The sequence below is a fragment of the Actinomyces sp. HMT897 genome (assembly GCF_016626125.1).
Lineage (GTDB): Bacteria > Actinomycetota > Actinomycetes > Actinomycetales > Actinomycetaceae > Actinomyces.
This window is the reverse complement of record NZ_CP067336.1, coordinates 2,560,201-2,574,234: the sequence shown is the minus strand read 5'-3', so window position 1 is coordinate 2,574,234 and position 14,034 is coordinate 2,560,201. Positions and strand designations below refer to the sequence as shown.

The window sequence follows — 14,034 nt, the reverse complement described above, 5'->3', positions numbered from 1 at the left end:
CGCCCTCCCGCTCCGACCGCGCTTTCATTCCGACCGCCCTCTCCAATACGATCCGTCCGATACGACAAGGAGCAATAATGCCCCCCACCGATCCGACCGGGCCCTGGCCCGAGCAGCAGGTCCTGCTGACCCACCTGGCGGCGTGGATGAGCGAACGCCGCTGGTTCCCGCTCAAGGACGAGCAGCCGCCCGACGGCGCCGCGCTGCGCGTGGTGGCGGACTCGCGCCTCGCCCCCGGGGTGCGCGACCTGGTCGTGGCCGTGCCCCGCACCGACCACTCCCCGGTCCTCATGCACGTGCCCCTCGTCCTGGACTCCCCCGGGGCCCTGGAGCGCCTCACCGGCGCGGGCGAGGCGCCCGGCGCGGCCGGCTTCGCCCTGCCGGACGGGACGGCCCTCGTGGACGGCCCGCACCACCCGTCCTTCTGGCGGGCCTGGGCCCGGGACGTGGAACGGGCCGGGACCGTGCTGGACGCCGCCGGGGTGCGGGCCATCGCCCGGCGCGCCGAGCGGGTCCGGGTGCTGACGGGCGAGCAGTCCAACACCAGCGTGGTCCTGCCGGCCCCGGACGGCGGGGACGCCCCCGCCCGGTCCCGCCCCGACCAGGGGGCCGGTAGCCAGGACGCGGCCACGGAGGGCCTGATCATCAAGCTCTTCCGCGTCCTGGCGCCCGGTCGCAACCCCGACGTCGAGGTCTCCGTCGCCCTGGCCCGCGACGGCTGGGACCGTGTCCCGGCGCCCGTGGCCTGGTCCACCGTCCAGCTCCCCGGGGCCCTTGGGCCCGGGGGCGCGGCGTCCGAGGACGCTGCGCCCAGGGACGCGGCGTCCGAGGCGGCGGACGGCGCCGTCGCCAGCGTCCTGGTGGACCAGGCCACTGACGGCTTCAGCCTGTTCTGCTCCCTGGCGGGGCGCGACGACGGCCCAGGCTCCCCGGTGCGGGAGCGGGCCGTGGCGCTGGCCCGGGACCTGGGTGCCACCACCGCCCAGATGCACGCCCACCTGGCGTCGGCCCTGGGGACCTACGAGCCGGTCAGCCCGCGCGCCCTGGAGGCGGAGCTGCGCCGTCGGGCCCGGTGGGCCCTGGCCGAGGTCCCCTCCCTGGGCGCCGAGGTACCTGGCCTCCAGGCCGCTGTGGACGCCCTCTACGCCCGCCTGGGCTCCCTGGACCACCTGCCGGCCTCCACGCGGGTGCACGGCGACGACCACCTGGGGCAGGTGCTCTACTGCGAGCCCCGGGGGCGCTGGTACGTCCTGGACTTCGAGGGCGAGCCCCTGCGCCCCCTGGCCCAGCGCCGTGAGCCCGACCAGCCCCTGCGGGACGTGGCCGGGATGCTGCGCTCCTTTGACTACGCCGCGGCCGTCGGCAAGGCGCCCGACCCCACCTGGCTGCCCGCCGTGCGCGCCGCCTTCCTGGCGGGCTACCGGTCCTCCTCCGAAGGGCCCGGGGGCGAGGAGGGCGAGACCGTCCTGGCCGCCCTGGAGCTGGACAAGGCCCTGTACGAGGCGGTCTACGAGGCCCGCAACCGTCCGGACTGGTCCGCGATCCCCCGGCGGGGCCTGAAGGCCCTGACGGGAGCTGGCCTGCGAGGATAACCACCTTAAGATGATTTCCAGTACAAAGTCCCCCCAACCAGAGCCCACTCATGGGAGAGTGAGAACATGACAGACGTCACCAGCCCCGACCCCGCCCGCACCGCGCCGGCCCCCATCCACGTGGACCCCTGGGTTCTCGCGGACGTCGCCTACGCGCGCTACTACAACCCGCACGAGGTCCTCGGCGCCCACGTCGGCACCGACGGCATCACCATCCGCACTGTGCACCACCTGGCCGACAACGTGACTGTCCTCACTACCGAGGGCAGCTACCCGGCCACCCACGAGCAGGACGGCATCTGGGTCGCGGTCCTGCCGGGCACCGAGATCCCGGACTACCGCCTGGCCGTGACCTACGGCGAGGACACCACCACGGTCGACGACCCCTACCGCTACCTGCCGACCCTGGGCGAGATGGACATCTACCTCATCTCCGAGGGCCGCCACGAGGACCTGTGGAACGTCCTGGGGGCGCACCTCAAGCGCTACCCGGGCCCCATGGGCGAGGTGGAGGGCACCGCCTTCGCCGTCTGGGCGCCCAACGCCCGGGCCGTGCGCGTGGTCGGGGACTTCAATTACTGGGACGGCACGGCCACCGCCATGCGCTCCCTGGGCTCCTCCGGGGTGTGGGAGCTGTTCGTCCCCGGCGTGGGGGTGGGGGCCCGCTACAAGTTCGAGATCTGCTTCCAGGACGGCAGCTGGCACCAGAAGGCCGACCCCATGGCGCGCGCCACGGAGGTCCCCCCGGCCACCGCCTCGGTGGTCACCGAGGCCACCCACGAGTGGGGTGACGAGGCCTGGATGGAGGCCCGCAAGCACCGTGACCCGCACTCGGGCCCCATGAGCATCTACGAGGTGCACGTGGGCTCCTGGCGCCAGGGCCTGGGCTACCGGGGCCTGGCCGAGGAGCTGGTGCCCTACATTAAGGAGACGGGCTTCACCCACGTGGAGTTCCTGCCGGTGGCCGAGCACCCCTTCGGGGGCTCCTGGGGCTACCAGGTCAGCGGCTACTACGCCCCCACCGCCCGGTTCGGCACGCCGGACGACTTCAGGTACCTGGTGGACCAGCTCCACCAGGCCGGCATCGGCGTCATCCTGGACTGGGTGCCGGCCCACTTCCCCAAGGACGAGTGGGCCCTGGCCCGCTTCGACGGCACGGCCCTGTACGAGGACCCCGACCCCCAGCGCGGGGAGCACCCCGACTGGGGCACCTACGTGTTCAACTTCGGGCGCAACGAGGTGCGTAACTTCCTGGTGGCCAACGCCCTGTACTGGCTGGAGGAGTTCCACGCCGACGGCCTGCGCGTGGACGCCGTGGCCTCCATGCTCTACCTGGACTACTCGCGCCAGGAGGGCCAGTGGCACCCCAACCAGTACGGGGGCCGTGAGCACCTGGAGGCCATTAGCTTCCTCCAGGAGGCCACCGCCACCGCCTACCGCAAGAACCCCGGTATCGTCATGGCCGCCGAGGAGTCCACGGCCTGGCCCGGCGTCACCGCCCCCACCGAGTACGGCGGGCTGGGCTTCGGCCTGAAGTGGAACATGGGCTGGATGAACGACACCCTGCGCTACCTGGCCGAGGAGCCGATCAACCGGCGCTACCATCACGGGGAGCTGACGTTCTCCCTGGTCTACGCCTTCTCCGAGCAGTTCGTGCTGCCGCTGAGCCACGATGAGGTGGTCCACGGCAAGGGCTCCCTGCTGTCCAAGATGCCCGGCGACGCCTGGCAGGAGCTGGCGGGCCTGCGCGCCCTGTACGCCTACCAGTGGTCCCACCCCGGTAAGCAGCTGCTGTTCATGGGCCAGGAGTTCGGCCAGGGCTCGGAGTGGAACGCCGACAACTCCCTGGACTGGTGGATCCTGGACGACCCGGGCCACCAGGGCCTGCTGCACCTGGTGAGCGACCTCAACGCCCTGTACAAGGACTCCCCCGCGCTGTGGGCGGACGACTTCTCCCACCGGGGGTTCGAGTGGATCGAGGCCGGCGACGGCGACCACAACGTCATCTCCTACCTGCGTAAGGGCACCGGTGCCGACGGCCACAACGACCTGCTGGTCTGCGTGGTGAACTTCGCCGGGACCCCGCACGAGGGCTACCGGGTGGGCCTGCCCTTCGCCGGTGGCTGGGACGAGATCCTCAACACCGACTCCGAGGAGTACGGCGGCTCCGGGGTGGGCAACCTCGGGCACGTGGAGGCCGAGGAGCTGCCGTGGAACGGCCGCCCGGCCTCGGTGCGCCTGCGGGTCCCCCCCATGGGCGCGGTCTTCCTGCGCCCGACCCGCGACTGAGGAGCCTCAGCAGCGGGCCCACGCCGGGCTAGTATCCCGGCACCCGGGCTGTGAGACCTGGTACCTGGGCTAATATCCCGGCACCCGGGCTGTGGTCGAGGGCCTGAGGGCCGTCCCGGCAGCCAAGGGGGTGCCCCCGCCACCGCGGCGGGGGCACCCCCTTTCCGCGAGAACGGTACTTATTGCTCGCGAGAACGGTACTTGTTCGTCGTGAGAACGGTACTTGTTCGTCGTGAGAACGGACGGCACCCGCGGTGCTACCAGGACGGTCCCGACCAGCACTGTCCAGAGGCCGTGCCGACAGCCCGCGGGGCCTTGCACGGTCTGCACGATCCCCGCACCCGCCTCGGGCCCGCACCGGCCTGTCCTCATGGCCCGCCCGGACCAGGACAGACCCCGGTGGGGTAAGGGCTAGCCTCGCCGAGAGCGGCCTGGCCCCTTACGGGAGCGGGGCCCAGTGAGAGCAGCCCGCAGCAGGTCGCGCGCCTACAGCCCGAGGCGACGGCGCAGGTCCTCAGGGAGGGCGGCCCTGGGGTCGGCCTCCTGGGCCGGGGTGCGCTCGGTGCTGGGCATAATCCCGTAGCCTCCGGCGGAGGCGCCGCCCCCCAGCCCGAAGGAGGCCCCCTGGGCAGGGGCCGGTGCGTCGTCGCCCCCGGCCGATCGCCTGCGTGCCGCCTCCTGGGCCTGGCGGGCGGCCTTGGCGGGGTTGCCGCTGCGTCCCTTCTTACCGCCCTTGCCCCGCTTGGCCTTGGGGGCCTGGCGGGCCCCGGCGCGCCTGCCAGCGCCGGGCAGGGAGCCCATCCCGGGCATGCCCGCCCCCAGGCCCCCGCCGCCCGCGGCCATGGCCTCCATCATCTTCTTGGCGGCCACGAACCGCTCCACCAGGTTGTTGACGGCCTGCACGGTGGTCCCCGAGCCCTTGGCGATACGGCTGCGGCGCGAGCCGTTGAGAATGGACAGGTCGGCCCGCTCGGCGGGGGTCATTGAGCACACGATCGCCTCAATACGATCCACCTCGCGCTCGTCAAAGGCCTCCAGCGCCTCACGCATCTGACCCATGCCGGGCATCATGCCCAGGAGCTTCTTCATGGAGCCCAGCTTGCGGATCTGGCGCAGCTGGCTCAGGAAGTCGTCCAGGGTGAAGGTGCCCTGGGCGAGCTTGGCGGCGGCGTCCTCGGCCTCCTTCTGGTTCATGGTCCGCTCGGCCTGCTCAATGAGGGTCAGCAGGTCCCCCATGTCCAGGATGCGGCTGGCCATGCGGTCGGGGTGGAAGCGCTCGAAGTCACCCAGGCCCTCGCCGGTGGAGGAGAACAGGACCGGGGCGCCGGTGACCCCGCGCACCGACAGGGCCGCACCACCCCGGGCGTCGCCGTCGAGCTTGGAGAGGACCACGCCGGTGAAGCCCACGCCGTCGCGGAAGGCCACCGAGGTGTTGACGGCGTCCTGGCCGACCATGGCGTCCAGGACGAAGAGGATCTCGTGGGGGGACACGGCGTCGCGGATGCGGACGGCCTGGTCCATCATCTCGGCGTCCACGCCCAGGCGCCCGGCGGTGTCCACCACGACCACGTCGTAGCCGCTGGCCCGGGCGTGCTCGACGCCGGAGCGGGCCACGGCGACCGGGTCGCCCACGCCGTTGCCGGGCTCGGGCGCCCACACCTGCACCCCGGCGCGCCCGGCCACCACGCTCAGCTGGGTGACGGCGTTGGGGCGCTGGAGGTCGGAGGCCACCAGCAGGACGCGCTTGCCCTGGTCGCGCAGCCAGCGTCCCAGCTTGCCGGCCAGGGTGGTCTTGCCGGCGCCCTGGAGGCCGGCGAGCATAATGACGGTGGGGCCGTGGGGGGCCCAGTTGATCTCGCGGGAGTCCCCGCCCAGGACCTCGACGAGCTCGTCGTTGACGATCTTCACGACCTGCTGGGCCGGGTTGAGGGCCTGGGAGCGGGCCACGTCCTTGGCCTTCTCGCGCACGGCCGCGGTAAAGGAGCGCACCACCGGCAGGGCGACATCGGCCTCCAGCAGGGCGCGGCGGATCTCGGTGACGGTGGCGTCAATGTCCGCCTCCGTGAGCCTGCCCTTGCCACGCAGGGAGTTGAAGGAGGCGGTAAGTCGATCGGAGAGGTTGCCGAACACGTGAGGTCCTCGTGGTGCTGGTAGGTGGTCCCACACACCGCGGGGGCGCGCGGGCGCGGCGGAGGGCCGCAGGTTCTGGCCCCAGGATAGCGGGACTGCCCGGTCTGCCGGATACCTGCCCGGCTGGCCCGCGCCGGCCCCGCCAGCCCCGGACCCGCTCCCACCCGCCCGCCCCCTGACGTTTGTCATGGTCAGGTAGTGACCGATGGGCTAGGGACGGCGGCCCGACCCGCGCCAGGCTCCGACCATGAGCACGACGACACCATGGTCCGCCCCGACGGACCCGGACCAGGCCAGACTCCCGGACGCCGTCCACCTGAGCGGCGTCCACCGGTCCTTCGGCGCCCTTGAGGCCGTGGCCGGCATCGACCTGCGAATCCGTCCCGGCGAGGTGCTGGCCCTCCTGGGACCCAACGGAGCAGGCAAGACCACCACCGTTGACATGATCCTGGGACTGGGACGTCCCACCAGCGGCCAGGTGCGCGTCTTCGGGATGACGCCGCGCCAGGCCGTGGACCGCGGCCTGGTCTCCGCCGTCATGCAGACCGGCGGGCTCCTGCCCGACATCACCGTGCGCGAGACGGTGACCCTGGTCACGACCTTCTTCCCCCGGCACGCCGACGTCGAGGAGGTCATGCGTCGCGCCGGCGTGCAGGACATTGCCTCACGGACAGTCAGCAGGTGCTCGGGCGGGCAGCAGCAGCGGCTGCGCTTCGCCATGGCGCTGGCGGGCGACCCGGCGCTGCTGGTCCTGGACGAGCCCACCACCGGGATGGACGTCGAGGGCCGCCGCAGCTTCTGGGAGGCCGTCCACGCCGACGCCGAGAACGGGCGAACAGTGATCTTCGCCACACACTATTTGGAGGAGGCCGACGCCTTCGCCGACCGCATTGTCCTGGTCAGCCACGGGCGGGTCGTGGCCGACGGCACCACCGCGCAGGTCCGCGCCTCGGTGAGCGGCAGGACCCTGCGGGCCACCCTGACCGCCGGTACCGACCGGGTGCGTCGCGCGCTGGCGGGCACGGACGCCCACGACGTGGAGATCCTGGGTGACAGCCTCACCCTCGCCTCCCAGGACACCGACGCCGTCGCCGCGGTCCTGCTGAGCGGACGCCTCGCCAGGGACCTGGAGATCACCAGCCGGGGCCTGGAGGACGCCTTTATCGCCCTGACCGGCGACGACGCCTCACCGTCCCCGTCAGCCCGCCCACAGCCCACCCGGCCCGCCTGAGGAGCACCACCATGAGCAGCACGAGCAACATCCCCCGCACCCCCCGCACCGTCGTCCTGCCCGCCGACACGGGCTCCCCCGACCGGGTGACCCGCCAGATGGGGGCCGCCTCCCGCAGGACGCCACGCCTCGGCGCCCTGAACCTGACCCTCCTGGGCCTGGAGATCCGCAGGCACCTGCGCAACCGACGGGCCATGATCTTCTCCTTGGCCATGCCGGTCGTCTTCCTCCTCATGTTCACCACCTCCCAGGACGGCACCCAGGCCTACGGGAGCGGCAACGTGGCGTCCTACCTGACGATCGGCATGGCCCTGTTCGGGGCCCTCATGACCACCACAGGCGCCGGGGCGGCGGTGAGCACCGAGCGGGCCAGCGGGTGGAGCCGCCAGCTGCGCCTGACGCCCCTGCGCCCCGTGTGCTACGTCCTGACCAAGGCCGCGGTGGGCATGCTCGTCAGCATGGTCGTGATCGCGGGCGTCTACGCCGTCGGGGTCCTGCGCCACGCCCGGATGCCGGCCGGGGCCTGGGCCGCCTCGGCGCTCATTGTGTGGGTCGGGTCACTGGTCTTCGTGGCCTTCGGCCTGTTCGTGGGCTACGTCCTGTCCTCGGACAACGCCACGCAGCTCGTGGGCGGGCTCATGGCCCTGCTCGCCTTCCTCGGCGGCATGTTCGTCCCCCTGACCCCGGGCTCGCTCCTGGACCGCGTCGGCAGCCTCACCCCCGTGTACAGGCTGCACAGGCTGGCCCTGTGGCCCCTGGGGACGGAGGGCTTCTCCTGGTGGTGGGTGGTCAACGCCGTCGCCTGGCTGGCCGTCTTCCTGGGCGGGGCCGCGTGGCGTATGAGCCGTGACACCGGCCGGGTATGACCTACGATCCGCTCATGACCACCCTACCCAGGCACGACGGCGCCCCGATACGCCTCCACCTGGTCCTGAGGTGGGCCTGGGCGGTGGTGTGGGCGGCCGTCACCGTGCCCGTGGTGCGCACCGGGCTCGCCCAGGGCAGGCTCGGCGTGGTGGGGGCCGGGTGCGCCGTGGCGGCCTGCGCGGGCCTGACCACCGCCTGGTTCCGCAGCTTCGACCTGGTCGCCCGCGGCAGGCACCTGCCTGACCGCCTCGGCGCCTGGGCGCTGGCCGCAGGCACGTCCGCCACCGCCGGGACCGTGGCACTGCTCGGCGCCTCCGAGACCCAGATGGTGGTCCTCCTGGTGGTGACCGCCGCCTTCGCCCTGCCCTGGCAGGCGTCCACGCCGGTGACCGTGGCCCTGTGCGCGCTCCTCCTCCTGGCCGCACGCACCTGCCCGTCCTGGAGGGAGGCGGGTGAGGCGGCCCTGCCCACGCTCGGCGGGGGCACCGCCTGCGTACTCGCCCGACGCAATATGGAGCAGAGGCGGCAGACCCGCCTGCTGGAGCGGCGCAACCACGAGCTGGGGATCAATGAGGAGCGCAACCGCATGGCCCGTGACCTGCACGACGTCCTGGGGCACTCCCTGACCGTCATCGCCCTCAAGAGCGAGCTCGCCGGCAGGCTGGTGGAGGCCGCCCCCGCCCAGGCCAGGCAGGAGATCGACGACGTCCAGTCCCTGGCGCGCACCGCGCTGGCCGACGTGCGCGCCACCGTCAACAACTACCGGGAGCTGAGCCTGGCCGGTGAGCTGGCCCGCGCCGCCACCACCCTCGACGCCGCCGGGGTGCGCGCCCACCTCCCGGTCACCACTGACGTCGTCAGCCCCGAGCTGCAGGAGCTCTTCGCCTGGGTGGTGCGCGAGGGGGTCACCAACGTGGTGCGCCACGCCCACGCCACCCGCTGCCGGGTGCGCCTGGCCGCCGACGCCATTGAGGTGGTCGACGACGGCGTGGGGCCGGGCGGGCCCACGGACGGCCACGGCCTGGAGGGCCTGCGCCACCGCTGCGAGACCAATGACGCCGAGCTGGCCGTGGGCCCCGGGCCGGGCGGCACGGGGACGCTCCTGCGGGTCACCGCCCACCGCCGGCCCGCCCTGCCCGCCACCCCACCGGGCGACGCCGCGGGGGAGGCCCCATGATCCGTGTCATGCTGGCCGACGACCAGGCCATGGTCCGAGGGGCCCTCGCCGCGCTCCTGGCCCTGGAGCGGGACATCGAGGTCGTGGTGCAGGTGGGCTCCGGCGACGACGTCCTGCCCGCCGCCCTGGAGCACCGGCCCGACGTGGTCCTCATGGACGTCGACATGCCCGGGACCGACGGGCTGAGCGCCACCGCTCAGCTGCTCAGACGGCTGCCCGGGACCCGGGTCCTCGTTGTCACCACCTTCGGCCGCCCCGGCTTCCTGCGCCGCGCCATCCAGTCCGGCGCCCACGGCTTCGTGGTCAAGGACGCCCCGGCCTCCGAGCTGGCCGAGTCGGTGCGGCGGGTGCACGCCGGGCTGCGCGTCATCGACCCCGCCCTGGCCGCGGACTCCCTGGTCCTGGGCGACTCCCCCCTGACGGCCCGGGAGACCGAGGTGCTGCAGGCGGCCGCCGACGGCGCCACGGTCGCCGAGGTGGCGCGCCGGGTCCACCTGACCGAGGGCACCACCCGCAACCACCTCTCACAGGCCATGGCCAAGACCGGGGCCCCGACCCGCGCGGCCGCGGTCCACATTGCCGCCGAACGGGGCTGGATCCTCACCTAGGCCCGGGCCGCCGGGACGCCGGGGGATCTCGTGTCGGCTGCCGCCCGGCGCCGCTGGCTCACCGGCTGGCCCCACCGGCGCGGTTCAGCCGTCGCTGGCCGCGTTAACCAGGGTGACGCTGCCCGATCCGACGGAGACGTCCAGCCGCCCCGCAGCCCCCTGGGCGTCGTCGGCCAGACGGTTGTCCAGCTCCCCGGAGCCCACGTCCTGGGTGAGCGCGTAGCGGCCGGTGGGCAGGCTGAGCCTGGCCTCGCCCGAGCCGACGTCGACGCTCAGCGTCCCGGGAACCTGCGTGAACCAGGCGTACAGCTCCCCGGAGCCCACCCTCACGCTGGCCCGGTCGGCGCCGTCAATGTCCATGCCGACGCTCCCGGAGCCCACGTCGGCGGCCACGGAGTCCGCCAGACCGCTCAGGTTAAGGTTCCCGGAGCCCACGTCGGCGGTTACGTCCTTAAAGCCGGCGCTGACACGCAGGTTCCCGGAGCCAATGCGCAGGGTCGCGTCGAGGGACTGGTGGCACAACGACTCCGGGACGGTCAGGGTGACCTTCTCCGCACCGCCGCCCAGCCACCCGACGCTGAACAGGCCACCGGACTCGCGCCAGACCCTCAGCACGCTCCCCTGGCGCTCCATGTGCCACGGCCTCCTGACCCTGTGCTGCGTCATGACGAAGTCCGTGGGGCCGCCGCAGGAGACGCTCACGTCCCCCGAGGCGCCGTCGAGATCCAGGGCCGTGGTCCCCTCCGCGCTGACGCTCACCGGGTCGTAGTCGCGCGCCCGGGAGGTGAGGTGGGCGGCCAGTCCCGCCGTGACCAGGGCGGTCAGGAGGACGAGTACCCCGACGACGACCGGGACGCTCGTCAGCGGGGAGTACCTGCGCACAGGTACCTGCGCGGGCGCCGTGGGGTCGGCGGGGCCTGTGGGGGTCGTGGTCATGGGTACCTCCTCCCGCCGGCAGCGTAGGCCAGGGCCAGCAGGCGGCGGTCGCTGTGCTCCTCGGCGGTCAGGCCAAGTCTAACGAAGACGGCGTACTTCTCAGTGCCCGCCGCGGATTAGTGCGCGCCGTGAATCGGTGCCCGCCGCGGATTAGTGCCCACTGCGGATTAGTGAGCGCCGTAGGAGGCCACGGGCAGGGAGAGCCCCTGCGACGGCCTGCCAAGCGCCCCTGCGAGCAGGGAGGACCTGGCGCCGCCCAGAAAGTGTCGCCGCAGCCCTGCGAGCAGGGAGGACCTGGCGCTCGCGGTCGCTCAGGCCAGGAGGGCGTCCACGAACCCCTCGGGGTCGAAGGGGGCCAGGTCGTCGGCCCCCTCGCCGAGCCCGACGAGCTTGACCGGCACGCCCAGCTCCTTCTGGACGGTGACCACAATGCCGCCCTTGGCGGTACCGTCCATCTTGGTCAGCACAATGCCGGTAATGCCCACGGCCTGGGAGAACACCTGCGCCTGGCGCATGCCGTTCTGGCCGGTGGTGGCGTCCAGGACCAGGAGGACCTCGCCCACGGGCGCGACCTTGCCCATGACCCGCTTGATCTTGCCCAGCTCGTCCATGAGGCCGGCCTTGTTCTGCAGGCGCCCGGCGGTGTCCACGAGCACCACGTCCACGTCCTCGGCTGCGGCGGCGCGCACGGCGTCGTAGGCCACGGAGGCGGGGTCAGCGCCCTCACGCTCGGAGCGCACCACGGTGACGCCCACGCGCTGGCCCCAGGTGGTCAGCTGGTCGGCGGCGGCGGCCCGGAAGGTGTCGGCGGCGCCCATGATCACGGTCTTGTCCTGGGCCACCAGGACCCGGGCGAGCTTGCCGCAGGTGGTGGTCTTGCCGGTGCCGTTGACCCCCACCATGAGCACAGCGGCGGCGGGACGGCCCGCGGCGGGGTCGGCGCCGTCGGCGGGCTCGGGGCGGACCAGGTTGAGGGAGCGGTCCATGGTGGGGTCCACCAGGCGCACGAGCTCGTCGCGCAGGACGGCGCGGATGGCGGCTGGGTCGGAGGTGGCCAGGACCTTGGCCTGGGTGCGCAGGTCGTCCATGAGGCCGGTGGTCACCTCGATCCCCAGGTCGGAGGTCAGGAGGGTGTCCTCGATCTCCTCCCAGTCGGCCTCGGTGAGGTCGCCGCGCGACAGGACCGCCAGGACGGCCCGCCCGAACCCGCCGGATCCGGCCAGGCGCGCGCGCAGGCGCTGCATGCGCCCGGGGATGGACTCGGGGCGCTCCAGGGTCCCGACGGGTTCCTGGGTCGGCGCGGCGGGCTCGGACGGCTCACCGGCGTCAGGCTCCCGGTCGGCGGGCAGGACGTCCTGGGCGCTGGTAGGGGTGTGGGCGGTGACCTCGGGCGGGAGCTGTCCGCCCGAACGGTGCCCCGCGTAGTACCACAGGCCACCGACGACGGCGAGGACAGCCAGGACGGCGAGAACGATGAGGATGGGGTCCATGGCCTCATCATGCCCGATACCGGCGGGGTGTGTCCGGGGTCATCCGTCCCGATCGACCACCCACCCCCTCCTCCGCGAGAACGGTACTTATTGCTCGCGAGAACGGTACTTGTTCGTCGTGAGAACGGTACTTATTGCTCGTGAGAACGGGGGTGCTCACAGCTGGTTCCCAGGATCACCCTGACCCATGTGGGATCTGGTGGCAGGCTGCGACCCCTGGTAGCCCAGAAGGTCGTCCCGCCCCGCACGGGCTCTGGTATGAGAGGGCTGCGGCCTGACCGGGCCGACGTCGTCAGGACCGGTCGCGGTCCCGGCTCCCGGTCAGCGTCCGGCCAGGATGTCCTCCAGCCGGGCGTCCTGGGGGACGATGGTGACAGGTTCGGGCCTTTCCGTGACCTCGGCCACCAGCTCGTGCAGGTACCCGCGCCAGGTGTGCGGGGGGAAGCGCTCGGAGACGATCAGGGCCAGAATGAACAAGGCGGAGAACAGGACGACCAGGAGAGGCACGATCATTGTCACGCCCCCATTGTGGACCCCGCCCCTCCCCTGGTTTCAAGAGGTTGTGGCCGAGTGTCCAGCACGTGCTCGGCGATCTATGGCACACGTTTGACACAATCCGCTTTGACCTGCGTAAACGCCGTCCGGTGCGGCCTTGCGGAAGCGCGCTCAGGCTCAGTCCGCACGAGTTATGTCACGCAAATCACAAGAACCACTCGGGAAACACGAGTCACAGGCGCACCGTCTGCCGACGAGGACTCCGACGACAGCCGCCCATACGGCAACCAGTGCCCCACCGTGGCGTAGACCACCTGCGACTAGCAGCCCGATGTCGTTCGGAACGTATTGAGGTTACCCGGACCGTATCGATGCTGCCCCCAGCAGAACACCCCGGGCAGGAAGAGTGCGCCAATAGCCCCAACCCGGCCCGGCCGCATGCCCCTTCTGCGCCTCGCACCCTCTCGTGAGAACGGTACTTGTTGGCCGTGAGAACGGTACTTATTGTGTGTGGGGGTGGTGCGTCATGCTGGGGGCCCAGCTCGGCGCTTATCCCAGATGGTGTTTGATGCGCGTGGTGGTGTGTGTTGGGTTTTAGTGTCCTTGTTTGTGTTCTGCGTGGTCGGTGAGGTGTGTTGTGGTGTCTACTAGGTTGAAGGTGTCGGATACCTGGGTGGTTGTGACGGTGCCTTGGACGTCGTGCCAGGTTCCGTCCTGGGGGCGGTAGCGGGCGGTCCAGGTGGTGGTCAGGGTGAGGTGGACGCCGGTCTGGGGGTGGTGGTAGCGGTGGGTCAGGGTCTGGTGGGGCCAGGGGGCGCCGGGGCTGGTGGTGGTCGTGGTGGTGGTGTCGCCCCAGTCCCAGTGGTAGGAGGTGGGGGTGGCCTCGACCTCCACGGCCACCCCGGCCACGGTGGTGGACAGGGAGCGGGTGGAGGGGTCGGTGTAGGCGATGAGGTCCATGTCCACCCGGGCCGTGGTACCAGGGGGCTGGCGGGTGATGCCCGACCCGTCCACCATCAGGGAGGCCACGTCCCTGGCCGAGACCACCACCGGCACCACCGCCGGGGCGGGCTCCTCGGGCTCCTCGGGCTCGTAGGGCCTGCAGAACAGGTGGTTGGGGTCCGGCGCGTAGGCCACGCACACCAGCGGGGTCTTGCCCGGCTTCGACACCGAGAACGACACCACCACGTCACCCGACGACCCACCAGACGAACCCGAC

Annotated in this window: 11 protein-coding genes; 6 read left to right on the top strand and 5 right to left on the bottom strand. The window is 72.2% G+C overall.

Annotation, left to right across the window (positions count from 1 at the left end; translation table 11 throughout):
- The first annotated feature begins 77 nt into the window (after positions 1–77).
- Both JJJ15_RS10000 and glgB read left to right on the top strand, forming a co-directional pair.
- Entirely contained in the window at positions 78–1,592 is a 1,515-nt protein-coding gene (locus JJJ15_RS10000; protein WP_200510636.1) for a 1,4-alpha-glucan branching protein, read from the top strand.
- A 66-nt stretch (positions 1,593–1,658) separates the two neighbouring features.
- Positions 1,659–3,881: a 1,4-alpha-glucan branching protein GlgB gene (gene glgB / locus JJJ15_RS09995; RefSeq protein WP_200510635.1), complete on the top strand. Its 2,223-nt coding sequence runs from the start codon at positions 1,659–1,661 to the stop codon at positions 3,879–3,881.
- Between the two features lie 486 nt (positions 3,882–4,367).
- Here the strand turns inward: glgB and ffh are convergent, their stop codons facing one another.
- The gene (gene ffh, locus JJJ15_RS09990; protein ID WP_106110508.1) at positions 4,368–6,011 is read right to left on the bottom strand and encodes a signal recognition particle protein; all 1,644 of its coding nucleotides are present in this window, start codon (positions 6,009–6,011) and stop codon (positions 4,368–4,370) included.
- A gap of 247 nt (positions 6,012–6,258) precedes the next feature.
- Between ffh and JJJ15_RS09985 the strand changes: the two genes are divergently transcribed.
- The 4 genes from JJJ15_RS09985 to JJJ15_RS09970 are packed head-to-tail and all read left to right on the top strand — an operon-like array spanning position 6,259 to position 9,894.
- Positions 6,259–7,242, top strand: a complete 984-nt coding sequence (locus JJJ15_RS09985) for an ABC transporter ATP-binding protein (RefSeq protein WP_200510634.1) — start codon at positions 6,259–6,261, stop codon at positions 7,240–7,242.
- A gap of 11 nt (positions 7,243–7,253) precedes the next feature.
- Positions 7,254–8,108 (top strand): ABC transporter permease, encoded by an 855-nt coding sequence (locus tag JJJ15_RS09980; protein ID WP_246742014.1) that lies wholly within the window; start codon positions 7,254–7,256, stop codon positions 8,106–8,108.
- A gap of 14 nt (positions 8,109–8,122) precedes the next feature.
- Positions 8,123–9,286, top strand: a complete 1,164-nt coding sequence (locus JJJ15_RS09975) for a sensor histidine kinase (protein ID WP_200510633.1) — start codon at positions 8,123–8,125, stop codon at positions 9,284–9,286.
- Positions 9,283–9,894 (top strand): response regulator transcription factor, encoded by a 612-nt coding sequence (locus JJJ15_RS09970; protein ID WP_200510632.1) that lies wholly within the window; start codon positions 9,283–9,285, stop codon positions 9,892–9,894. Before JJJ15_RS09975 ends, JJJ15_RS09970 begins: the two co-directional genes overlap by 4 nt.
- Positions 9,895–9,978: 84 nt before the next feature.
- Here JJJ15_RS09970 and JJJ15_RS09965 read toward each other — a convergent pair whose 3' ends face one another.
- The 4 genes from JJJ15_RS09965 to JJJ15_RS13525 form a co-directional block, all read right to left on the bottom strand.
- Positions 9,979–10,830, bottom strand: coding sequence for a DUF4097 family beta strand repeat-containing protein (locus JJJ15_RS09965; protein WP_200510631.1), 852 nt, complete (start codon positions 10,828–10,830; stop codon positions 9,979–9,981).
- Positions 10,831–11,141: 311 nt separating this feature from the next.
- Positions 11,142–12,320, bottom strand: coding sequence for a signal recognition particle-docking protein FtsY (ftsY, locus tag JJJ15_RS09960; protein ID WP_200510630.1), 1,179 nt, complete (start codon positions 12,318–12,320; stop codon positions 11,142–11,144).
- 321 nt (positions 12,321–12,641) lie between these two features.
- A complete protein-coding gene (locus JJJ15_RS09955; RefSeq protein WP_129591618.1) occupies positions 12,642–12,839 on the bottom strand; it encodes a hypothetical protein in 198 nt (65 codons plus the stop codon).
- A gap of 570 nt (positions 12,840–13,409) precedes the next feature.
- The gene (locus JJJ15_RS13525) at positions 13,410–14,003 is read right to left on the bottom strand and encodes a zinc transporter (protein WP_200510629.1); all 594 of its coding nucleotides are present in this window, start codon (positions 14,001–14,003) and stop codon (positions 13,410–13,412) included.
- Between the last annotated feature and the right edge of the window lie 31 nt (positions 14,004–14,034).